The 23,146-nt window shown below is 62.0% G+C and carries 16 protein-coding genes; 6 read left to right on the top strand and 10 right to left on the bottom strand.

Annotated elements, in window-relative coordinates; translation table 11 throughout:
- The first annotated feature begins 451 nt into the window (after nucleotides 1-451).
- The 5 genes from pqqU (at nucleotide 452) to amyA (ending at nucleotide 10,130) form a co-directional block, all read left to right on the top strand.
- Complete coding sequence (pqqU, locus tag ACL2XG_RS07130; protein WP_413722498.1) at nucleotides 452-2,638, top strand: TonB-dependent receptor PqqU; 2,187 nt, start codon at nucleotides 452-454, stop codon at nucleotides 2,636-2,638.
- Between the two features lie 80 nt (nucleotides 2,639-2,718).
- Nucleotides 2,719-5,109 (top strand): glucose/quinate/shikimate family membrane-bound PQQ-dependent dehydrogenase, encoded by a 2,391-nt coding sequence (locus tag ACL2XG_RS07125; protein WP_413722499.1) that lies wholly within the window; start codon nucleotides 2,719-2,721, stop codon nucleotides 5,107-5,109.
- 315 nt (nucleotides 5,110-5,424) lie between these two features.
- Nucleotides 5,425-7,017, top strand: a complete 1,593-nt coding sequence (locus ACL2XG_RS07120; RefSeq protein WP_413722500.1) for a methyl-accepting chemotaxis protein — start codon at nucleotides 5,425-5,427, stop codon at nucleotides 7,015-7,017.
- Between the two features lie 288 nt (nucleotides 7,018-7,305).
- Nucleotides 7,306-8,568 (top strand): MFS transporter, encoded by a 1,263-nt coding sequence (locus tag ACL2XG_RS07115; RefSeq protein ID WP_410015632.1) that lies wholly within the window; start codon nucleotides 7,306-7,308, stop codon nucleotides 8,566-8,568.
- Between the two features lie 80 nt (nucleotides 8,569-8,648).
- Entirely contained in the window at nucleotides 8,649-10,130 is a 1,482-nt protein-coding gene (gene amyA / locus ACL2XG_RS07110) for an alpha-amylase (protein WP_410015631.1), read from the top strand.
- Nucleotides 10,131-10,186: 56 nt separating this feature from the next.
- Here the strand turns inward: amyA and ACL2XG_RS07105 are convergent, their stop codons facing one another.
- From ACL2XG_RS07105 to ACL2XG_RS07060, 10 genes are all read right to left on the bottom strand, one after another.
- The gene (locus ACL2XG_RS07105; RefSeq protein ID WP_410015630.1) at nucleotides 10,187-11,542 is read right to left on the bottom strand and encodes an MmgE/PrpD family protein; all 1,356 of its coding nucleotides are present in this window, start codon (nucleotides 11,540-11,542) and stop codon (nucleotides 10,187-10,189) included.
- Nucleotides 11,539-12,489, bottom strand: a complete 951-nt coding sequence (locus ACL2XG_RS07100; protein ID WP_413722501.1) for a serine hydrolase domain-containing protein — start codon at nucleotides 12,487-12,489, stop codon at nucleotides 11,539-11,541. Before ACL2XG_RS07100 ends, ACL2XG_RS07105 begins: the two co-directional genes overlap by 4 nt.
- Before the next feature lie 19 nt (nucleotides 12,490-12,508).
- A complete protein-coding gene (locus ACL2XG_RS07095; protein ID WP_413723422.1) occupies nucleotides 12,509-13,246 on the bottom strand; it encodes an ABC transporter ATP-binding protein in 738 nt (245 codons plus the stop codon).
- A gap of 80 nt (nucleotides 13,247-13,326) precedes the next feature.
- A complete protein-coding gene (locus ACL2XG_RS07090) occupies nucleotides 13,327-14,193 on the bottom strand; it encodes an ABC transporter ATP-binding protein (protein WP_410015628.1) in 867 nt (288 codons plus the stop codon).
- Nucleotides 14,186-15,121, bottom strand: a complete 936-nt coding sequence (locus tag ACL2XG_RS07085; RefSeq protein ID WP_410015627.1) for an ABC transporter permease — start codon at nucleotides 15,119-15,121, stop codon at nucleotides 14,186-14,188. Before ACL2XG_RS07085 ends, ACL2XG_RS07090 begins: the two co-directional genes overlap by 8 nt.
- Nucleotides 15,118-16,203: an ABC transporter permease gene (locus ACL2XG_RS07080; RefSeq protein WP_410015626.1), complete on the bottom strand. Its 1,086-nt coding sequence runs from the start codon at nucleotides 16,201-16,203 to the stop codon at nucleotides 15,118-15,120. Before ACL2XG_RS07080 ends, ACL2XG_RS07085 begins: the two co-directional genes overlap by 4 nt.
- Nucleotides 16,204-16,241: 38 nt before the next feature.
- The gene (locus ACL2XG_RS07075; protein ID WP_410015625.1) at nucleotides 16,242-17,852 is read right to left on the bottom strand and encodes an ABC transporter substrate-binding protein; all 1,611 of its coding nucleotides are present in this window, start codon (nucleotides 17,850-17,852) and stop codon (nucleotides 16,242-16,244) included.
- An 80-nt stretch (nucleotides 17,853-17,932) separates the two neighbouring features.
- A complete protein-coding gene (locus ACL2XG_RS07070) occupies nucleotides 17,933-19,375 on the bottom strand; it encodes an amidohydrolase (protein WP_413722502.1) in 1,443 nt (480 codons plus the stop codon).
- 290 nt (nucleotides 19,376-19,665) lie between these two features.
- Nucleotides 19,666-20,601 carry a LysR family transcriptional regulator gene (locus ACL2XG_RS07065; protein WP_410015623.1) on the bottom strand — a complete coding sequence of 312 codons (936 nt, stop codon included), beginning with the start codon at nucleotides 20,599-20,601 and terminating at the stop codon, nucleotides 19,666-19,668.
- A 246-nt stretch (nucleotides 20,602-20,847) separates the two neighbouring features.
- Complete coding sequence (locus tag ACL2XG_RS07060; RefSeq protein ID WP_413722503.1) at nucleotides 20,848-21,741, bottom strand: LysR substrate-binding domain-containing protein; 894 nt, start codon at nucleotides 21,739-21,741, stop codon at nucleotides 20,848-20,850.
- Nucleotides 21,742-22,107: 366 nt separating this feature from the next.
- Between ACL2XG_RS07060 and ACL2XG_RS07055 the strand changes: the two genes are divergently transcribed.
- Complete coding sequence (locus ACL2XG_RS07055) at nucleotides 22,108-23,097, top strand: aldo/keto reductase (RefSeq protein WP_413722504.1); 990 nt, start codon at nucleotides 22,108-22,110, stop codon at nucleotides 23,095-23,097.
- Nucleotides 23,098-23,146 lie beyond the last annotated feature (49 nt).

The following is a 23,146-nucleotide window of genomic DNA, read 5'->3' as shown; positions in this document are numbered from 1 at the left end:
ATAACCACAAGCCGACATCGTTGGCGTTCTTGCGGATAAGTCAGGCTCACTATAAGAAGGAAAATATGGCGTTGTCAACGCCGTTTTTTCAATAAAAAACAAGGGGTAAAATTATCTCTCCCTGCACCGCGACAGGGATGGCGCTGCACGGAAACCGCGCATTTTTCTCCCTATGTCCCGGCGCGCCTAACCTACTGGCGCCACAGGTAAAACCCGCCGCCGCCGCCAGGACGGCGCGCCGCGGTCGCCGCGGGCGCGGGCGGGGATGTTAATACCTTGCACCGTTATGGCGATTTTTGCTCCCGGACGCCGGCCCGCCGCCGGCTTAAGCCGGCCACAGGCGGCAAGCATTAACATTTCCTCAACATCTTTACATAGCTTGACACTAAGGCAAAATGGTAAAGTCGCTCTATACTTTTGACCTATAAACTTTTCTTACCGAATCACGCCATTGAACACGAAAACATCCGCGCTGCTCCTGACACCATTGTTTCTGTTACCGCCGGCGGCGGTATGTTTTGCGCAAGCCGCCGGCACCGGGACACCGGCTGGCGCCCCGAACGGCGGCGCGACCGCCGATCCGCCGTCCTCGACGCTGATGGTGGTGAAACCGCGCAGCGGCCTTTCCGAGCTGTATACCCCGGCGGCGGTCAGCGTCGTCGACGGCCAGGATTTGCGCAACGGCAGCCCTCAGGTAAACCTGTCGGAAGGACTGGGCAGCGTGCCCGGCCTGCAAATCCAAAACCGGCAAAACTATGCGCAGGATCTGCAGCTGTCGGTGCGCGGCTTCGGCAGCCGTTCGATGTACGGCGTGCGCGGGGTGCGGATTTATGTGGACGGCATTCCGGCCACCATGCCGGACGGGCAGGGACAGACCTCGAATATCGATCTTAACTCGGTGGATAAGGTGGAGGTGCTGCGCGGCCCGTATTCGGCGCTGTATGGCAACGCATCCGGCGGCGTGGTGAATATCGATACCCAGACCGGCGCCCAGCCGGCGACGCTTGAGGCCGGCACCTACTACGGCAGCTACGGCACCTGGCGCAACAGCGTCAAGGCCACCGGCGCCACCGGCGACGGCACCCAGGCCGGGGACGTGAACTACGCGGTATCCGCCTCGCGCTTTACCACCCACGGCTTTCGCGATCACAGCGCCACGCAGAAAAATCTGGGCAACGCCAAGGTGGGCGTGCGCCTGGATGACGTCAGCACGCTGACGCTGATGTTTAACAGCGTGTCCGTGGACGCCGGCGATCCGGGCGGCCTGACGGCGGACGAATGGCATGACAACCCGCGCCAGTCGCCGCGCGCGGACCAGTACAACACCCGCAAGACCCTGGACCAGACCCAGGCGGGGCTGCGCTATCAGCGCGAGATGGGCGCCAATGACCAATTGACCATGCTGGCGTACCATGGCGAGCGCCATACCACCCAGTACCAGTCCATTCCCCTGTCGGCGCAGCTCAACCCCAACCATGCCGGCGGCGTTATCGTGCTGGAGCGTAAATACCAGGGCATAGATACGCGCTGGCGCCACCAGGATAACCTGGGGCCGGTACCGGTCACGCTTACCGGCGGGCTGGATTATGAAACCATGACCGAGCGGCGCCAGGGGTTCGAAAACTATCTTGCCCGGGACGACGGCATCACCTACGGGGAAAAGGGCGCCCTGCGGCGCAACGAGAAAAACCGTATGTGGAATCTCGATCCCTACCTGCAAACCACCTGGAACCTGACCCCGCGCTGGACGCTGGATGCCGGGCTGCGCTACAGCACGGTCAGCTTTGATTCCCGCGATTACTACATCACCGGCGCCAACGGCGACGACAGCGGCAGCGCCCGCTATCATCGCCTGCTGCCGATGGGCTCGCTGAATTATGCCGTCAACCCCGCCTGGAACCTGTATTTCTCTGCCGGGCGCGGTTTTGAAACGCCCACCATTAATGAACTCTCCTACCGCCCCGACGGCCAGCCGGGCCTGAACACCGCGCTAAAGCCCGCCACCAGCGATACGTTTGAACTGGGCAGTAAGACGCGTATCGGCTACGGCTTGCTGACCGCCGCCGTGTTCCAGACCAATACCGACCACGAACTGGTGGTCGCCGAGAGCACCGGCGGGCGCACCAGCTACGCCAATGCCGGCAAAACCCGCCGCCGCGGCCTGGAGCTGGCGCTGGATCAGCAGTTTGCGCTGGACTGGCGGCTGAAAATGGCATGGACGCTGCTGGACGCCACCTACCGCAACGCCACCTGCGCGTCCGACGGCTGCACGCCGGATGAACGGGTGCCGGCGGGCAATCGCCTGCCGGGCATCGCCCGCAATATGGGTTATGCCGCGCTGGAATGGCGGCCCGAGGCGGGGTGGCATGCGGGGGCCGAGGTGCGTTATATGAGCGCTATCCAGGCCGATGACCAGAACAGCGCCCAGGCGCCGTCCTATACGGTCGCCAGCCTGAATACCGGCTACCGGGTGAACTGGCGTAAATGGTCGCTGGATGTGTTTGGCCGGGTGGATAACCTGTTCGATCGCCGCTACGTCGGCTCGGTGATCGTCAATGAAGGCAACGGGCGCTATTTCGAGCCGGCCGAGGGCCGCAACTGGGGCGGCGGCGCGACCCTAAGCTACGTTTTTGAATAATCATGGCATAACAAGAGCTATTTGACCTATCTAGCTTAATCTTTACATCATCGACATGACATTTTGGTAAGGTGCATCCTATGCAAAAACAGACAGTGTTATCACGGACACTCGTCATACTGACGGCATTATTCGCCGCGCTGAGCGGCCTCTACCTGCTGATCGGCGGCGTTTGGCTGGCCACGCTTCACGGCTCGCCGTATTACATCATCGCCGGCCTGGCGATGCTGCTTACCGCCTGGCTGCTGTACCGGCGCCGCCCCGCGGCGCTGTTGCTGTACGCCATTTTCCTGCTCGGCACCACGGTTTGGGCGCTCTGGGAGGTCGGCACCGATTTCTGGGCGCTGACGCCGCGCCTGGACGTGACGTTCTTTTTCGGCCTGTGGATCGCGCTGCCCTTTATCTACCGCCGCCTGGCGGCCAGGGACGCGCTGGCGCGCGGCTCCCTGCTGGCCTCGCTGCTGATTACCGTGCTGGTGCTGGTCTACGCGGTCTTTAACGACCCGCAGGAAATCAACGGTACCCTGAGCGCCGACCAGACGGCGTCCTCCGCCCAAAGCGCCAACGGTATCGCCAACGGCGACTGGCCCGCCTATGGCCGCACCCAGGAAGGGACGCGCTATTCGCCGCTCAACCAGATCAATGATAAAAACGTCGGCCAGCTGAAGGAGGCCTGGACGTTTCGCACCGGGGATATGAAAACCGCCGCCGATCCGGCGGAGCTGACCGATGAAGTGACGCCGATTAAAATCGGCGATCTGCTTTACCTGTGTACGCCGCACCAGAAGCTGTTTGCCCTGGACGCCGCCACCGGCAAAGAGAGATGGCGCTTCGACCCGCAGTTGAAAACCGATCCGTCGTTCCAGCATGTCACCTGCCGCGGCGTGTCCTACCATGAAACGCCGGATGCGGCGCAGGCCAACGCCGCGGGCCAGCCGCCGGCGCTTTGCGCCCGCCGCATCTTGCTGCCGGTCAACGACGGCCATCTGTATGCGCTGGATGCCCAGAGCGGCAAACTCTGTCCGGATTTCGCCGACAACGGCAAGCTGAACCTGCAAAACAATATGCCGTTTCCCAAAGCCGGCGGCTACGAGCCTACCTCGCCGCCGATCGTCACCGGTAATGTGATCGTGATTGCCGGCGCGGTGACCGATAACTATTCCACCCGCGAGCCGTCAGGGGTGATCCGCGGTTTTGACGTTAACAGCGGCAAGCTGCTGTGGGCGTTCGATCCCGGCAGCAAGGACCCCAACATCATTCCGGAAGGCGCGCAGCTCTATACCCCGAACTCGCCCAATTCCTGGGCCCCGGCCGCCTATGACGCCAAGCTGGATTTAGTCTATCTGCCGATTGGCGTCGCCACGCCCGATATCTGGGGCGGCAACCGTACGCCGGAAATGGAGCGGTTTGCCAGCGGCCTGCTGGCGCTGAACGCCACCACCGGCAAACTGGCCTGGTTCTACCAGACCGTGCATCACGATCTGTGGGATATGGACGTGCCGGCGCAGCCGACCCTGGCGGATATCACCGATGAAGGCGGCAATAAGATACCGGTAATTTATGTGCCGGCGAAAACCGGCAATATTTTTGTGCTGGACCGCCGTACCGGCAAAACGGTGGTGCCGGCGCCGGAAACCCCGGTGCCGCAGGGCCCGGCCAAAGGCGATCGCCTGTCGCCCACCCAGCCGTTCTCGGAATTGACCTACCGTCCCAAGCAAAACCTGAGCGGCAAGGATATGTGGGGCGCCACCATCTACGATCAGCTGATCTGCCGCGTGATGTTTCACCAGCTGCGCTATGAGGGGCCGTTTACGCCGCCTTCCGAGCAGGGCACCCTGGTGTTCCCCGGCAACCTCGGCATGTTTGAATGGGGCGGTATTTCGGTTGATACCGACCGTCAGATTGCCGTCGCCAACCCGATGGCGCTGCCCTTCGTCTCGAAGCTTATCCCGCGCGGTCCGGGCAATCCGATGGAGCCGGATGAGGCCAAGGGGGGGACGGGTTCCGAAGTCGGCATCCAGCCGCAATACGGCGTTCCCTACGGCGTGACGCTGAACCCCTTCCTCTCGCCGCTGGGTTTCCCCTGCAAACAGCCGGCGTGGGGATATATCTCCGCCCTGGACCTGAAGACCAATGAGGTTGTCTGGAAAAAACGCATCGGCACCGTACGCGACAGCTCGCCGCTGCCGCTGCCGTTCAAAATGGGCATGCCGATGCTGGGCGGCCCTATTTCCACCGCCGGCAATGTCGCCTTTATCGCCGCCACGGCGGATAACTACCTGCGCGCGTTTAACGTGGCCAATGGCCAGGCGCTATGGGAAGCGCGCCTGCCGGCGGGCGGCCAGGCCACGCCGATGACCTATGAGGCCAACGGCAGGCAGTACGTGGTGATAGCCGCCGGCGGCCACGGTTCATTCGGCACCAAGCTTGGCGATTATCTTATCGCCTATGCCTTGCCGGACGCGAAATAATATCCTCCGGGGGCCGGCTATTATATTAATAGCCGGCCCCCGCGCCGCAATGGCCCGTCATCGCTAAATAATGGTGGACCCCTGAGTATATTCTTAATAAACCCCGCCGCCGCTTTCATTATTTCCCGCCAGCGCAAGGCTATTATTTATTGCCGCAATGTTATTGATTTGTAATAATAAATATTAAAACCATTATTTAATGCCGCGTTAAGGATAAATAAGCCCATCGGCTGAAATAATAATAAAGTTTTTGCACCTCGGGCCGATTGAGCTGAAGCCCCCGCGTCTATTTATCCGCCTATTAATGAGGTGCAGATGAGAATTAACAATCCCGTTACTCTCAGTGAGTATAAGATTGACAGTGAAACAACATTACAATCCGCAACCGATCTCCAAGGTACTATTTTTTATGCCAATGCGGCGTTTGTCAGCGCGTCTGGATACCACTATCAGGATTTAGTTAATCAGCCTCATAATATTGTCCGCCACCCCGATATGCCGCCTGCGGCGTTTGCCGATATGTGGCATACGCTGCGGGCGGGGCATTCCTGGTCGGCGCTGGTCAAAAACCGCCGTAAGAACGGCGACTTCTATTGGGTACGCGCCAATGCGACGCCGACGGGCCATAACGGCCAGACCACGGGGTATCTCTCGGTGCGCATCGCCCCGACCGCCGAGGAGGTCAGACAGGCGTCGGCCTTATATCAGGATATGAATTCCGGCAGGGCCGGTCGCCGCCGCCTGGCGCTGTACCGGGGACTGCTGGTGCGCACCGGTTGGCTCGCGCCGCTGTCGCTGCTGCAAAAAATGCCCTTGCGCTGGCGTTTGCGCCTTGCGCTGTTGATGGCCGCCGCGCTGCCCGCGGTGGGCGCCGGCGTGTTCGCGCTCGGACCGGCGGCGCTTGGCGCCGTCACCCTGGGCGGATTGGCGGTGACCTCCGGCTGGCTGCACCGGCAGGTGGGAAAACCCATAGCCGTCATCCTGGCGCAGGCGCAAAGACTGTCGTCCTGCCAGAGAGGGGAATATGTCTATTTCAACCGGGTCGATGAAATCGGCTACCTGCTGCGCAGCGTTAACCAGATGGGCCTGAACCTGCGCTCCCTGACGGACGACGTCAGCGGCCAGATCAAGGATATCAGCAACGCCAGCGGTGAAATCGCCGCGGGGAACCGGCAGCTGAAAGTGCGTACGGAGCAGGCGGGCGATAACCTGCAGCAGATTATCAGCGCCACCGAGCAGCTGATGGCGAGCGTCGGCAACAGCGCCGACAGCGTTAATGAAACCCGGTCGCTGGCGGCAATGAGCAGCAGCGCCGCCGAAGAGGGCCGGGAAAGGATGACCGAGGTCATCAGTACCATGGGCGCCATCAGCGATTCCAGCCGCCGCATCGTGGATATTATCGCCGTTATCGAAGGGATTGCGTTCCAGACCAATATCCTGGCGCTTAACGCCGCGGTGGAAGCGGCCCGCGCTGGCGAGCAGGGCCGCGGGTTTGCGGTGGTGGCCGGCGAGGTCCGCCTGCTGGCGCAGCGATCGTCCTTGGCGGCCAGGGAAATCAAGGATCTGATTGAAACCAGCGTGGAGCGGATAACGGACGGGAGCAAACTGGTGCAAAACGCCGGCGACACCATGGATAATATCGTCCAGCAGGCGGGCCAGGTGGCGAGCCTTATCGGCGAGATCAGCACCTCCTCGCAAGAACAGACCATGGCCCTGACCCTGATAAGCCAGTCCATCGGCCAATTGGACCAGACCACGCAGCAAAACGCGGCCATGGTGGAGCAATATGCCCAATCCGCTGAAGAATTGTCCCATAGCACGGTACGCCTGGCGGCGGCGGTAAACGTCTATCGCCCCCATCAGGAACCGCGCGCGGCGTCGCCTTCCCTTGCGCGCGGCGGGTCCTGACGCCGCCGTTTTCCGCGCCGGCGCGGCGGCGGCCGGGCCACCGGCGCTGTTGCTAACCGCTTGATTAATTCGCCGCCGCCAGCGATATTGTTAGCGGTGGCGGCGGGTCTTCCCGCCGCCGCCACGTTTGGCGTTGCCGCTTTCGGTAGCGTCGCTATTGCGCCGGGCAAATTTATAACGCTGTTTTAGCAAACAATCGCTTATTAAACTCCCCGCATTAACCGGCCCGGCCGGGGGCATGTCCTTCGGCCGGATCAGTCTGTTCATTACCGGATAACAGGATTGGCCATGCATTCTTCCGCTTCCGCCAGCTCGGACTCGCTGCTGCGGCATCCGTCTTTTGTCGCATTCTGGCTGGCCCGCACCGGCTCCGCCTTCGGTTTCCAGATGCTGTCCATCGTGGTGAGCTGGCAAATCTATACCATGACCGGACGCGCGTTTGACCTCGGCCTGATTGGCCTGGCGCAGTTCCTGCCGTCGGTGCTGCTGGCGCTGCCCGCCGGCCATGCTGCCGACCAGTTCGATCGCCGGCGCATCGTATTATTCGGCCAGATAACCGAATGGCTGGCCATTGCCGCGCTGGCGGCGCTGACCCTGATGCATTATGCCAATGAGCTGGCTATCCTGGGCCTGGTGTTTTTTATCGCCGTGGCCAAAACCATGGAGGCGCCGGCACTGCAGTCGATGCTGCCGGCGCTGGTGCCGCCGTCGATGCTGGCGCGCGCCATGGCCGCCAATGCCGCCTCCGGCGAGGCCGCGATGATGGTGGGTCCGGCGCTGGGCGGTTTTCTTTATGTCGCCGGGGCCGGTACGGTGTATATCGCCATCGGCGCGCTGTACCTGGTGTCGATCTGGATGGTCGCCCGCCTGCGCTACGAGCAGGCGCCGCCCAAACGCGTACCGGCCAGTTTCGCCACCCTTTTCGCCGGGGTGCGCTTTATCCGCGCCCGCCCCGATGTGCTGGGGGTGATCTCGCTGGACCTGTTCGCCGTGCTGCTGGGCGGCGCCACCGCGCTGCTGCCGATTTTCGCCAAGGATATCCTGCATACCGGCCCCTGGGGGCTTGGGCTGCTGCGCGGCGCGCCGGCGCTGGGCGCGCTGCTGGTCGGTTTCTGGCTGAGCCGCCGGGCGCTTGAGCGGAACGTGGGCATGATCATGTTCCTGTCGGTGGCCGGGTTCGGTATCGCGACCCTGGTGTTTGCGCTGTCCACCGCGCTCTGGCTGTCGCTGCTGGCCTTGTTCGCCCTCGGCGGCTTCGATATGGTGAGCATGGTGATTCGCGGCGCGCTGGTCCAGCTGGATACCCCCGACGCCATGCGCGGCCGGGTCAGCGCGGTCAATTCGATATTTATCAATACCTCCAACCAACTGGGCGAATTCGAGTCCGGCCTGTTGGCGGCATGGCTGGGCGCGGTGCCGGCCGCGGCCCTGGGCGGTATCGGCACCCTGGTGGTGGTGGGACTGTGGATGGCCTGGTTCCCCAATCTGCGCCGGCGCCAGCGGCTGCATAACGAGGAAAGGATGCAGGAAGGGGCCGCCGATACCCTGTAGCGGGCGGGCGGAAAAATAAGTGCGGTGGTCGCCCGGGTTTCTTCCATACTGTCTTTATCCTGTTAATGATGGAGTCCCGGATGCACAACCCGACGCTGATGCAGTTTTTTCATTGGTATTATCCCGCCGGCGGTACCCTGTGGCATGAAGCCGCCGAACGGGCGGGCTGGCTGGCGGACATCGGCATCAGCCTGGTATGGCTGCCCCCGGCCTATAAAGCGGATACCGGCGCGCAGTCCGTCGGTTACGATACCTATGATTTGTTTGATCTGGGCGAGTTCGATCAAAAGGGCGGGCGGGCCACCAAATATGGCGACAAAGCGGCGCTGCTGGCGGCCATCGCGGCGCTGAAATCCCATCATATCGGCGTACTGCTTGACGTGGTGCTGAACCATAAAATGGGCGCCGACGAGCAGGAACGCATTCAGGTCAATCGCGTTGAAATCGAGGACCGGGAAGAAATAGAAGACCAGGCGATAGATGCCACCGCCTGGACCCGTTTCACCTTTCCCGCCCGGCAGGGCCAATATTCTCAGTTCGTTTGGGATCATAAGTGCTTTAGCGGCATCGACCTGATAGAGGATCCCGCGGAAAAAGGCATTTTCAAAATCGTCAATGACTATACCCGCGACGGCTGGAACGAAGAGGTGGACGACGAACTGGGTAATTACGATTATCTGATGGGCGCCAATATCGAATTCCGCAATCCGGCCGTCACGGCCGAACTGGCCCACTGGGGCCGGTGGGTGATGAATGAAACCCATTGCGACGGTTTTCGCCTGGATGCGGTCAAACATATCCCCGCCTGGTTTTACCGCGACTGGATCGACCAAATCCAGGCCGATGCCGCGCAGCCAATGCTGGTTATCGCCGAGTACTGGTCGCATAAAACGGCGATCTTGCTGCAGTATCTGGAGCAGGTGGCGGGGAAAACCATGCTGTTCGACGCGCCGCTGCAAATGAACTTCCATCATGCCTCGACGCAGGGCGCGGAATTTGATTTGCGGCAGGTGTTCAGCGATACCCTGGTGGCCGCCGACCCGGCCCATGCCGTCACCCTGGTGGACAATCACGATACCCAGCCGCTGCAAGCGCTGGAGGCGCCGGTGGCGCCCTGGTTCAAACCGCTGGCCTATGCGCTGATACTGCTGCGCGAGCAGGGCGTGCCGACGGTGTTTTATCCCGATCTGTTCGGCGCGTCCTATGAGGATAAAGACCAGGAGGGCAATGTCCGCGCCATCGAGCTGCCGGCGATCCCGGGGCTGGAGGCGTTAATCCGCGCGCGGCAGTTGTACGCGCACGGCCGGCAGACCGACTATTTCGACGATGCGCACTGCGTGGCCTTTCACCGCCACGGCACCGGCGAGCGGCCGGGCTGCGTGGTGATCATGTCCAACAGCGGCGAGGGCGAAAAACGCCTGCGGCTTGGCGCTGATTTTGCCCATGGGCGCCTGCGGGATTACCTCGGGCAGCATGAGGCGACGGTGACGCTGGATGAGACCGGCGCCGGTATCTTCAGATGCCGCGCCGCCGGCGTCAGCGTTTGGGTTGATGCGGGCTAAGCGGCTATCGGGTCCGCGGAAAACCGCGCTGTCATAGGGCGCATGGCGCCGCATCGTTATCCCATCATCAGCGCCTCCAGCGCGCCGAGATCCCTGGCGTTCCCCAGGTTTTTCAGCCCGTCGAACAGGGCGGCCGCGTGATCCAGGTCCGTGCAGCAGTCGATAAATTTTTGCCTGCGCTCGCCTTCGCTAAAAGGTTCCGCGTTGCTGCCTTTCGCCAGGCGGCGCTCAGCTTCCAGGCGGCGTCCGTCGCGCAGGGTGAGGGTAACGCGGTGCGGCAGCTTGTCGCCGGCCGGGACAGCGGCCTCTTGCTGCGCGCTGTAGGCGCGCATGCTGACGCGGGCCAGGCGCGCCGGATCGCTTTGCCGCGCTACCCGTGCGGGGGTAAAATCCTGTACGCTCAGCGCGCCGTGGCGCAGCCAGGTATCGACGCAATAGTGCATTGAGAAACGCGCCTGCATCTCATTTTCCGGTACGGTATAGGCCAGGTTGCGCCGGTTGGCGATGCCGACCAGCGTTTCTACCGAGACCACGTCGGCGTCGGTAAAATCATGGGCCTCCCGCAGGTCGGACAGCGTATCGACAATCATATGCGTCGAGCCGCAGCAGGGATGGCGCTTGGGCATTACCCCCACGCCGTCAATACTGTGCAGCCGGGTGCCGAGGATGGCCGGGATGTCCCAGCCGGCGGGCGCGGCGCCGCCGAACATTTCACCAAATCCCTGCGGCGCCTCGAGGATATCGATTCTGCCGCGCATGCCCTGTTGCGCCAATACGGCCGCGTCCACCGCGTTGCGGGCCGCCCAGCCCGCATGCAGCGGTTTGATGGGCGTGCCGAACTGGCCTTTGATGCCCGACGCAAAACTGACGGCGTTGCTTAAGGCGCGGGCAATGCCGTCCTGGTCCAGGCCCATCAGCCAGGCGACGCCCGCCGCCGTGCCGATGCAGCCGACCGTCGACGTGCCGTGCCAGCCGGCGGTGTAGTGCGCAGGCCCCACTCCCGCGCCGATAAACGCCTGCGCCTGCAGGCCGATCAGATAGGCGTCGATCAGTTGCCCGCCGCCGGCGTCGAGTTCATCCGCCACCGCCAGCAGCGCCGGCACCAGTACCGCCGAGGCGTGACTCATGCCCGGCCCGAAGTTGTCGTCATAGTCGATGGCGTGTGCCGACGTGCCGTTGATAAACGCGGCAATCGCCGCCGGGGCGCGGCCGCCGCCGATCACGCGCGCCCGGCCGCCGTGGCGCAGGTACATCTCGCCCGCCGCCCGCACGGCGAGCGCGGAAAAATCGCGCCGCCCGGCATAAAGACAGGCCAGCGTGTCGACAATCGCCAGGCGCGCCCGCTCCCGCGCCGTGTCGCTGAACCCGGTCTGGGCGCGGCTCCAGGCGGCAATGGCTTCAATCACGTTCATGTTTGTTCTCCCGAAAGTGCGGCCAGGAACGCCAGCACCGCATTGATTAACTGGCCGAATTGGAAACGGTTGACCTCGCGCCCCGCGATGTCGGTATTCACACGGTGGACCACCACGGCGTCCAGGGCGGGCAGTATCAGGCAGTAATGTCCCCCCGCGCCGTAGGCGAAATAGCTGCCGCTTGGGAGTAGGCATCCGGGCAATGCCACGCCGTCACGGGCCAGCCACCACATATAGCCGTAGGCACCGCGATCGCCGGCGTGGGAATAGGGCAGCAGGCTCTGGCGCACCCATTGCGCCGGGATAATCTGTTTGCCCCGCCAGTGGCCCTGTTGCAGAAACAATTGGCCGAAACGGGCCAGATCGCGGGTCGACAGGCGAAACGGATAGGCCGCGTGTCGCGAATGCGCTCCCGGTTCCATCCAGCCGTCCTGCGGCCTGAAGTCGGCCATACCGATCGGTTGGGCTATCTGCTCGAAAAACGCCCGGTGGATATCCATGCCGGCCAGCTGTCGGTAAGCGCTGCCCAGGGCGTTGAAATCCCAATTGTTATAACTCCACCGGCAGCCCGGCGGCTGGCTGTGGCGCGGGGGTTTGATCCGCGTCATCCACGGTGTTTCATAGTTGGCCGGGTGGTAGATACCCGATCGCGCCGTCAGCAGGTCATAAAGCGTGGCGCTGCGCTCAACGTCGCTCAGGGCGTTTATATCGTTGATATCGAGGGCGGCCAGCGTCAGCGATAAGTCGAAGCCGCCGCGCGCTACCTGGATGCCGATAAGCGCGCTGAGAAAGCTTTTGCGCATGGAATGGCAAAGAAAGCGCCGCCGCATGTCGCCATATTCCAGCAGGCTAACGCCGCCGCGCAGGATCAGCAGCGCGTCGCTGTCCAGGCTGTCGCAGCGCAGCAGCAGGGCGTCCCTGGCCTGATTTGCGTGAGTCGTCGTCATAATAACCGGCTCCTGGGCGCTAAAGGCTGCTGGCGGCGAGAAACTGCCGGGTGTAGGGCTCGGTCGCCTTGGCGCCCCGGATATCGTCGGCAGTCATCTCCTCGATCAGTTTGCCCTGGTGCATGATGGCCACCCGATCGCATAAATGGGCCACCACCGCCAGATTATGCGTGACCATCAAATAGGTCAGGTTGCGCTCGCGGCGCAGGGTTTTCAGCAGGTTGAGGATTTCCGCCTGCACCGACACATCCAGCGCCGATGTCGGCTCGTCCAGCAATAACACCTGCGGCTCGATAATCAGCGCCCGGGCCAGCGCCACGCGCTGCCGCTGGCCGCCTGAGAGCTGGTGCGGATAGCGATAGCGAAAGGCGTCGCCGAGGCCCAGGGCATGGAGCACGTCGGAGATACGCGCCTCGCGCCGATCCATGCCGTGAATCACCAGCGGCTCCAGCAGGGTGTGATACACCATCTTGCGTGGGTGCAAAGACGCGTAGGGATCCTGGAATACCATCTGGATCCGGCGGTAAAACGCCTTGTCGCGCACCGGATGCTGCTCGCGGTTCTGGTAGAGGATGGCGCCGGTATAATGGGCGTTCTGGCCGGTCAGTGCGCGCAACAGGGTGGATTTGCCGCAGCCGGATTCACCGATCAGGCCGTAGCTTTCGCCGCGCGCGATGCTGAAGGAAACGCCGTCCATCACCTGCTTGCGCAGGCGCCCCTTGCCGAAGGCGATGCCTAAATCGACGGTTTCGATCATCCGCTCGGCGGCAGGCGGCGGGGTATAGTCCTGCGCCTGGGCCGGCGCCGGGCGGGAAGGGTCGTTTATCGCGCAGGTCATCAGCATTGTTCTCCATAGCGATACACCGGGCCGGTCAGCCATGCCGGATCGCGCGCCGGGATCGCCAGCATATCCACCGGATGGCGCAGATCGGGCTGGCTGGCAAGCAGCGCCCGGGTATAGGGGTGCCGGGCGTTATGCAATTGATCGGCGGCGATTTCCTCCAGAATGCGCCCGCCGTACATGACCAGCGCCCGGTCACAGAACTTTTCCACCAGGCCCAGGTCGTGGGTAATAAACAACAGGCCGGTTTTACGCCTCTCCAGCAGGGCGTCAAGCACCCCCAGCACCTGCTGGCGCACGGTGACGTCCAGCGCCGATGTCGGCTCGTCGGCGATGATCAGATCCGGTTCGGGTATCAGCATCATGGCAATCATGATGCGCTGGCCCATGCCGCCGGAAATCTCATGCGGATAAAGCCTGAAAACCCGCTGCGGATCGCGGATGTTCACCGCGTCCAGCATCAGCAGCGTCTTGGCCCGCGCCTCGTGTTCGCCGACGTTAAAGTGGGTACGGTAGGCCTCGTTGATCTGCTGCCCGACGCGCATCAGCGGATTAAGTGAAAATTTAGGATCCTGCATTATCATCGAAATGCGTTTACCGCGGATTTTGCGCATCCCACGCTCGCCGGTAAGCAGGAGGTCGGTATCGCCCAGCCGCATTTTTTCGGCGCTGACGCGGGCGCCCCGCGGCGTGAGTTTCAGCAGTGCGCGCCCGGTCAGCGATTTACCGGAGCCGGATTCACCGACCAGGGCCACTTTTTCGCGGCCGATGGCGAACGAAATATCGCGTACGGCGTGGTGTTCCCGATGAGGGTCTTTAAACACCACGTTGAGGTGGCGCACTTCCAGCAGGGTATCAGTCATGGCGCAGATCCAGAACGTCGCGCAGGCCGTCGCCGAAGAGGTTAAAGGCCAGGCTGGTGAGAAGAATCGACAGGCCGGGAATGGCGGCAATCGTCCAGTTGGTCATCATGAACTGTCGCCCCGAAGACAGCATCGCCCCCCACTCGGGACTGGGCGCCTGCGCGCCTAGCCCCAGAAAACCAAGGCTTGCGGCAGTGAGGATAATCCCCGCCATGTTCAGCGTCAGGCGTACCACTACCGACGGCAGGCACATGGGGATGATATGGCGCAGGATAATGCGCATCTGCGATGCGCCCTGCAGGCGCACGGCGGCGACGTAATCCATTTTGCGGATCGACAGCGCTTCCGCGCGCGCCAGCCGGGCGATGGGCGGCCAGGCGGAGAGCGAAATGGCGATGATGGCGTTTTCGATGCCGGGTCCGAGCGCGGCGACAAACCCCAGCGCCAGGATAAGGCTCGGGAAGGCCAGGAAGATATCCACGATGCGCATCAAGAGGGTATCGGCCCAGCCGCCGAGGGTGCCGGCGATGGTGCCGACCAGCAGGCCTATCGGTCCGACGATCAGCGCCGACAGGAAGGTGATGTACAGCGTAATGCGCGCGCCGTAGATCAGGCGGCTGTAGATATCGCGCCCGAGTTCGTCAGTGCCGAGCCAGTAGCCGGCGCCGGGCGCGGCAAGGCGCAGCTGCAGGTTTTGCGCGTAGATATTATGGGTCGCCAGCCAGGGGGCGAACAGCGCGGCGACGGTAATGATCATCATCACCGCCAGGCCGAACAGCGCCGGGGTATTGCGGCAAAAACGGCGCCATTGATTGAGGCTCTGCTGCATACGCGCCTGCCAGGGCGTCGCGGGGACGGGGGCGTCCAGCCAGGCGCGCAGCGCGCGGCGCGACTGCCGGGTCAGCCGGGGTTTAGCCGAATCGGTCATGATTGCTCCTGACGGGTGCGCGGGTCGAAAATGCGGTAAAGCAGATCGCAAAGCAGGTTAATCCCCACGAAGATACTGCCGATCAACAGTGAACAGCCGACCACCGCGTTCATATCGCCGGCCAGCATGGCGTTGGTCAGATACCGGCCGAAACCGGGCCAGGCGAAGACGGTTTCGGTCAGCACCGCGCCTTCGAGCAAAAAGGCGTAGGAGAGCGCCACCACCGTCACCACCTGCACCGCCACGTTGCGAAACGCATGGACCCATACGCTGCGCGCCCATGACAGCCCCTTGACGCGGGCGGTGATGACATATTCCTGCGACAGTTGTTCAATCATAAAGCTGCGGGTCATGCGGCTGATGTAGGACAGGCCGCTGAGGCCGAGGATCGACGCCGGCAGGATCAGATGACTGAATACGTTGCCCAGCGCCGCCCAGTTGCCGGCAAGCAGGGTGTCCACCAGATAGAACCCGGTCACGCTCTTCACGTCGAATTCATAGATAAAGTCGATGCGCCCCGGCCCGCCGATCCAGCCGAGCGTGGCGTAGAACAGCACCAGTCCCATCAGCCCCAGCCAGAAATTCGGCGCGGAATGGCCGAGCAGGCCGATAAAACGGATGCAGTGATCAAACCAGGTATTGCGGTACATGGCGCTGAACACGCCGGCCGGAATACCCAGGCAGGTGCCGATGATCGCCCCCAGGCTCGCCAGCTCCAGGGTGGCGGGAAATACCCGGCCGATATCCTCGATGACCGGGCGTCCGGTGGTCAGGGCGTTGCCGAAATCCAGCCTGGCGACGTGTTGCAGATACAGTAAAAATTGCTGCCACAGCGGTTTATCCAGCCCCAGCAGGCGATACATTTTTTGGTAGGCTTCCTGACTGGCGTTATCGCCCAGCACCGCCACCACCGGATCAATGGGCAGCAGACGGCCGATAAAGAAAGTCAGCGCCGCCAGTCCCAACAGCGTGCAAAGCACGGAAACCAGCAGCTTGCCCAGCCGCGCGCCGTGCCCGCCCAGCCTGAGCCAGAGCGGGTCGGCCGGGTGTTCGGCCGTGGCGGCCGGATCGATTAGCGACATCGGTGACTCCTTGCGTGAAAACGACCCTATCGTCGTGGTTATTTAGCCGCCATGGCGTAATACACGCGAAAACCGTTCCAGGTCCAGTCCTTCACCTGTTTGGTCAGCCCGGCGGTGTTGTACATCTGGAACATGATCGCCATCGGGCCCTGCTGCATCTGCTCTTCCTGCAACTGGTGATAGCGCGCGATACGTTTTTGATCGTCCGGCTCCAGCAGGGCGTCGGTGACCTGCTGGTTCATCGCCGGGTCAAAATAGGCCGCGCGCCAGCTGGGATATTGCGTATTTTTGGCCTCCTTGCCGTTGTCCGGATTGAAAACCAGGCGCGAGGCGTTGCCATAGGCGTCCGGTACCGAGGTCTGCCACGCCATCATGGCGCTCTGGAACTCACGTCCGCGCACGCGGCTGAACAATTGGGCGTTGGCCATGCTTTCAATCGTGAGTTTCACGCCGATTTTCGAGGCGTTTTCCTGGGTGCTTTGCGCGATGGGGGCGGAGTGCGGCAGGGTGCCGATAATCAGTTTGGCGGTAAAGCCGTTGGGATAACCGGCTGCGGTTAACAGCTGCCTGGCTTTATCGAGATCGAGCCTGAACGGCTGTCCGGCGTCTTTATCCAGCGCGCCGTAGGCGCCGAGCTGGGCGAAGCTGGCGCGGGGCACGCCGAGGTACGGCATCACGGTGGACGCCAGCCCCTGGTAATCAATCAGGTAACGCATCGCCAGGCGCACCTGGGGATTTTTGAAAATGGGATCCTCATTGTTAAAGGTCCAGAAAAACAGCTGCGGCTTGAGCACCTTATCGATGTTCACCTGGCCGCCCTGGTCCAAATCACGCAGATCGTCCGGCGCAAGATCGCGCGCGATATCCACGTCGCCCTGGGTCAGCAGCAAACGCTGGGTGCCGGTTTCCGCCACATGACGGATCAGGATGCGCTGCAGTTTGGGGGCGGCGCCCCAATAGGGCTTATTCGCCTGCAGCATGACGCCTTCACCGGCGTTCCAGCGCATCAGCTGGTAGGGACCGACGCAGGCGGTATGGGTGGTCAGGTATTTATTGCCCATATCGCCGTTAACGGCGTTTTGCTCGACCAGCGCGCGATCAAGAGTGGTGGAGACGTTATTGGCCGCAATCGCCTGCAGCACCAGGTTGGCCGGATACGACCGGTCGAAGGTCATCACCAGCGTATTGTCGTCCGGTGCCGTGATACGCTGGGTAACGTTGTCTTTGTTAAAGCCGAATTCGGTCAGGGTGGCTGAATTGCCGAAGCCCAGCAGCACCACCCGCTGCAGCGACCAGGCCACATCCCGCGCCGTGGCTTTATTGCCTGACGGAAACGCCAGCCCGCTGTTGAGATGGAAGGTGATTTGCCTGTGGTCCGCCGCAATGTCCCAGCTTTTCGCCAGGCGGGGTATCACGTTGGCTTCATCTTTGGGGTCGAAATCGACCAGCGTATCGCAGGTGTTCTTAATGATTTCATTGGTGACCACCTCCCCGATCTGCGCCGGGTCAAAGGTACTGATGGCATCGATATTCCATGCCATCACCAGTGAATCCGGCGGCGTTTGCGCGTGCGCCGCCGGGGGCGGCAGGGCGTATCCCAGCGTCAGCGCGATCAGGGTGTTCAGGGTACGTCTGCGGGTAGTGCGCATAAATTCCGCTCCTGTGAAGAGAAATGGCGAATCGCCGAAAATGCGCCGCGGCATGACGGCGACGGGACAGACAAAAACCGTCATTCGGCCGGGCGCGGTTGCAGCGGCGGTTGCACGTCGGCGGGAATAGGGCAGACATAAGGCGTTTGCGCGGTGAGTTCGTAGTGCGCGGTTTTCGCCTGCGCCAGCAGGACCTTATCGGTCAGGGTATCGATGGCGGTGGCGGCCATCACCTTGGCGGCGTAGGCCAGCCCCTTATGCGCGGCGGGCATCATGCCCTGCGCGGTCAGTTGCCAAGAATGGCCCGGCGTGCCGATGGCGTAGGTGGGGACGTGGGCCTGTACGGTCGGCAGCACCCAACTGATGTCGCCAACGTCGGTGGAGCCGAGCATCAGTTCGCCGGCCGCGTCCAGGGGCACGATGAATTCGCACAGCGCGGCGGCCTGGGGCGGTGTTTTCATGCCGATGCGGCGATAGGCGCTCTGTATATCCTCCGGGGACAGGGTGGCCTGGATGTCGGCGGCAAAGGCTTTGTCGGCATCGTCGAAGGCGAGGGGACCCAGCAGGTCGAAATTACGCTGCATGGCGTCCTCCAGCGGTTCGTTGCCCAGCAGGTTGGCGACGGCGCTCATGATGCTGATATCCACCGTAGTCTCGGTCATCATCGCCGCGCCCGCCGCCACTTTTTTCACCCGTTCATTAAGGGCGAACATGGCATGGACGTCACGGGAGCGGATAGCGTAACGTACCGCCGCGCGCGCCTGCACCACGTTCGGCGCGATGCCGCCGGCGTCGAGCATGGCGTAGTGAATGCGCGAATCAGAGGGCACATGTTCACGCAGGTAGTTGACGCCGACGTTCATCAGTTCGACCGCGTCCAGCGCGCTGCGGCCCAGATGCGGCGACGCGGCGGCATGGGAGGCGCGGCCGTGGAAAACAAAGTCCATACGGGTATTGGCCAGGGATTCGGCGCGCGCCACTTCGCTGAAGGCCGACGGATGCCAGGTAATGGCGATATCCACGTCGTCAAACGCGCCGGCGCGGGCCATAAAGGATTTTGCCGCGCCGCCTTCCTCCGCCGGGCAGCCATAGTAACGTACACGGCCCGGCGCGCCGGTTTGCGCCAGCCAGTCCTTAATCGCCGTAGCGGCGAGCATGGCGGCGGAGCCGAGCAGGTTGTGACCGCAGCCATGGCCGTGGCCGTTGCCGGGAATCGGTTCCGGACGCGCGATGCCGGCGACCTGGCTCAGTCCCGGCAGCGCGTCGTATTCACCCAGTATGGCGATGATCGGACCGTCCTGGCCGGCTTCCCCCATGACGGCGGTGGGAATGCCGGCGACATTTTCCGTGACGCGAAAACCCTGGGTCTTGAGCATGTCGGTATGTTCGGCCACCGAACGGTATTCGGTATAGGCGATTTCAGGCATGCCCCAGATACGATCGCTCAGGGCGGTGAACAGGTTTTTCTTTACATCGACCAGGTTCCAGACCAATGCTTTCTGCTGCGCTGTTGCGTTATTCACCTGAATATCCTCGTGCCGGTGGATGGGGTTGTTGTTGATGTGTCGGGCCGGAAAAATAATGGGAACCCGTTCAGGATGTGGATATCGGCGGCAAAGATCCAATGAGACTTTCAACTGGCCTATTCCAAAATTGCATAGCGTGCCGCGGCATGGTTTTGTGGCGTCAGGGGAAATTATTTATTTGATATATAGTGTTTTTATCACGGAAATAATTGCCCGCCCCGGCCGTTGAAAGGCAGGGAAACAGTGGATCGCCAGGCTGATTAAACCGCCCGGCGCGTGGGCGCGGCTCAGGCTGCCGCGTGGGTCCGGTGCAGCAGGGCGGCCCGGTTCCACAGGCGCTCGGCCTGGATGTTGCGGAATTTTTCCAGCCGGTAAAGGCGAATGCCGGCCTGGATATCCCAACTGCGGTCGCCCGCGCGGATCAGGGTACCGGCGGCGAGTTCTTCATCGATCAAACTTGACGGCAACCAGGCGGTGCCGCAGCCGGAAATCGTCATGGCCTTCAGGCCGCTGGAGATTGAATTTTCATAAATGGTCTTCAGCGGCAGCGGGCGCGTGGCGAACAGCGCGCTCAGCGCATGGGCGAAAAATGAGCGTTTGCCATAGCTAAGATAGGGGATAGGCGCCGGGACGCCGTCGGCGGCCCGGCTCTCATCAATGGGATAAAGCGGCTTGCCGCCGCTGTCCGGCGCGCAGACGGCGATGGCCCGTTCCTCGCCCAGTTCGAGATAAGGAAAACGTTGCAACTGTTTCATCAACGGCACGGAGTCGTGCGCGTAGGTCAGCAAAAAATCGGTTTCACCGTCGAGCAGGAGGGAGATATTGCCGCTGAAGGAAGGTTGCTGATCGCATAAACGGATATAGCCGTATTGGTGGGAGGGTTCGACGGCGTTAATCCAGGACGGAAAAAACGTCAGCGACAACGTATTCAGCGTGGCGAAATGCACGATGGCGTGCTTATGCATATGACGCTCGCGGATATCGTTGCGTAGCCGGGTCATGGAAAACACCATTTCCGCCGCGGTTTGCAGAAAATCCTGCCCCTCGGCCGTCAGGCGGATCGGGTAGGCCTTGCGATCAAACAGCGGCACGCCGAGCCACTCTTCGAGCTGCTTGATCCGGCGGCTTAGCGCGGACTGGGTAATGTTTCTCTCATTAGCCGCCCGCGTAAAGCTATAGCACTGAGAAACGCTGAGAAAATCTTCCAACCATTTCAGTTCCATCGGATAACCCCTGGCTAGTTATGATCACCCTATCTATGGGAGAAAGCGCATTGCGCCCGGGTCGTTGCTTGAGAAGCCATATGGCGACTTAACCTGCAGCAAGATCCACGCCAACGGCAAAAAAGAATGAGTGTCTTTGTTTTTCAGGGGATTACGCGAACAGGCCGGCGTAATGCTTGTCATGGCCCGGCTTGGCGGCGGACGGGTTGTCGCGCGCTGCACCGTCAAGGGGCAGCGCGCGCGCGGTTATTGCTGAAAGCGTATCGCGTCGATAAACAGGGCAAAGGCGGTGGTATGCTGTTTACGGCTGGGATAATACAGGTAATATCCCGGGAACGCGGGGCACCAGTCTTCCAGCACCCGGATCAGCTGTCCGCTCGCCAGGGGTTCTTGCACCGTATCATCCGGTACGAATGCCAGACCGAATCCCGCGATGGCGGCATCAATCCGCTGACGCAGGCAGTTAAAGGTTAACTGGCCGTCGACGCGGACCTTTAGCTCATGGCCCGCTTTTTCAAATTCCCAGGCATATTTGCCCCCGAGTGTGGGCAGGCGCATATTAATGCAGCGGTGATGCTGTAATTCCTGCGGCGTCGCCGGTATGCCATACCGGTCCAAATACGTGCCCGCGCCGACCACCGCCATTCGCATCATCGGCCCGATACGCACGGCGACCATATCCTTGGCGACCTGTTCACCCAGGCGTATGCCGGCGTCATAACGCCCGCTGACGATATCCGTCAGGCTGTTATCCACGGTAATTTCCACATTGATATCCGGATACCCCGCCAGGAAGCGTTTCAGGACCGGCCACAGGACATAATCCATCGCATGTTCCCCGGCGCTTATCCTGATATTGCCCGCCGGCTGGTCACGCATTTCACCCAGGGCATCCAGCTCGCTCTCGATGTCGGCGAAGCGCGGACCCAGCGAATGGAGCAAGCGTTCGCCCGCTTCGGTCGGCGCCACGCTGCGCGTGGTGCGCGTTAACAGCCTGAGCCCCAGGCGTTCTTCCAGGCTGCGCATGGCGTGGCTTAGCGCCGACTGGGAAACCCCCAGTTTCGCCGCCGCTTTTGTGAAGCTGCGTTCCTTTGCCACCACCAGGAAAGAAATGAGGTCATTGAAGTTTTCTCGTAACATTACGCCGCCTGCGTTGTGCGCATCATTTGCATTGCCCTTATTCTATACATATATGCCTGGCTGCGTTCAGACCTCAGTCCGGGAGATTGCAACAACATTTATGAATCCATTTCATAAGCTCATTTCCTTCGCGCCGCTAACCCCGCCACCGTCCTTCTGCTAACGTTAACGGGCGATTGAAGATCACCCGGCGCAAAGCCGCCCCGCCTTAAGGTATTGAAAATAACCTATACCAGGGCTTTTCATGAACAGCACGCCATCCCCACGGTCTCGTTCGCCAGCGTCGTGGCGTTTGCCATCCGCCAGACGGGGATCTTAACGAAATCCTGTTCCGTCCGACCAGCCAGGAACTTTAAGGAGTAAAAAATGCAAAAGAGAAAACTCGGCAACAGCAATCTGGAAGTCTCGGCGCTGGGCCTGGGCTGCATGGGCCTGAGCCATGGCTATGGCCCGGCGAAAGACCGGCCTGAGGCCATCGCGCTTATCCGCGCCGCGGTTGAGCGCGGGGTGACCTTTTTCGATACCGCGGAAGTGTACGGTCCCTTTACCAATGAAGACGTGGTGGGGGAAGCGCTGGCGCCGTTTCGCCATCGGGTGGTGATTGCCACCAAATTCGGTTTCGACCTGCCGAGTCCGGACGGCAAACAGCACCTCAACAGCCGGCCGGAGCATATCCGGCAGGTGGTCGAGGCGTCGCTAAAGCGCCTGCGGACCGAGGTGATTGACCTGCTTTACCAACATCGCGTCGATCCGGACGTCCCCATCGAGGATGTCGCCGGCACGGTGAAACAGTTGATCCAGGAAGGCAAGGTGAAGCATTTCGGCCTGTCCGAGGCGGGCGCGCAGACTATCCGCCGGGCGCACGCGGTCCAGCCGGTTACCGCCCTGCAAAGCGAGTACTCCTTATGGTGGCGGGAGCCGGAGCAGGAGATTTTACCGACGCTTGAGGAGCTCGGCATCGGTTTTGTGCCCTTCAGCCCGCTCGGCAAGGGGTTTCTCACCGGCGCCATAAGCAAGGATACCGCCTTCGACGGCAACGACTTCCGTAATATCGTGCCACGCTTTACACCCGAGGCGCGTGCTGCCAACCAGGCGCTGGTGGACGTGCTCGGCGAGCTGGCGGCGGGCAAGCAGGCCACGCGCGCGCAGATAGCCATCGCCTGGCTGCTGGCGCGCAAACCCTGGATTGTGCCCATCCCGGGCACCACAAAACTGCACCGCCTGGAGGAAAACCTGGGCGCCGTCGAGGTGATTCTCACCCCCGATGATTTGCGCGCCATCGAAAGCGCCGTGGCGAATATCAGCGTACAGGGCGAGCGTTATCCGGCCGACATGCAAAAGAACGTCGGCCGCTGAATGCGCGGCCGGCGCCGCAACGGCTGCGCAATGTCGACATCCCCGCCGG

Source organism: Sodalis sp. RH24 (assembly GCF_047324145.1).
Taxonomy (GTDB): Bacteria; Pseudomonadota; Gammaproteobacteria; order Enterobacterales; family Enterobacteriaceae; genus Acerihabitans.
Note: the sequence above shows the minus strand (reverse complement) of the source record. Positions and strands in the feature narration are given on the sequence as shown.